The sequence below is a fragment of the Mesorhizobium sp. M7A.F.Ca.CA.004.04.2.1 genome, assembly GCF_004022825.1.
In the GTDB taxonomy this organism is placed as follows: domain Bacteria; phylum Pseudomonadota; class Alphaproteobacteria; order Rhizobiales; family Rhizobiaceae; genus Mesorhizobium.
In genome coordinates this window covers 1-448 of the sequence record NZ_RZPH01001791.1, presented here as the reverse complement: position 1 = coordinate 448, position 448 = coordinate 1, and the positions used below count along the sequence as shown (strand labels likewise).

Genomic DNA, 448 nt, shown 5'->3' with positions numbered 1-448 from the left:
ACCAAGAAGCTGCAGCTCGGCGTCGATGACCCGGATGTGGTGCCGTTGCGCAAGCGGCTGATGGTTTCCGGCGATCTGTCGCAGAGTGCCGGCATTTCGACGGCCTTCGATTCCTATGTCGACTCGGCGGTCAAGCGTTTCCAGCTGCGCCATGGCCTACCTGCCGATGGTGCGCTCGGCAAATACACCTATGCGGCGATGAACGTTTCGGCGCAGATCCGGCTCGGCCAGTTGCAGACAAATTTGCAGCGGCTGCGCGAGAAGGCCGGCACGCTGGGCAGCCGCTACGTGCTGGTCGACATTCCGGCAGCGCAGGTCGAAGCGGTCGAGAACGACCGCGTCGTGCTTCGCCACACCGCGATCGTCGGCAAGATCGACCGGCAGACGCCGATCGTCAATTCCAAGATCAACGAGATCATCGTCAATCCATACTGGAACGCGCCCGTCT

Annotated in this window: 1 protein-coding gene; it reads left to right on the top strand. The window is 62.1% G+C overall.

Annotation, left to right across the window (positions count from 1 at the left end; all coding sequences use genetic code 11):
* Positions 1-448 (top strand): peptidoglycan-binding protein (locus tag EN893_RS37595; RefSeq protein ID WP_164901573.1); only part of this gene is annotated, 448 nt, incomplete at both ends.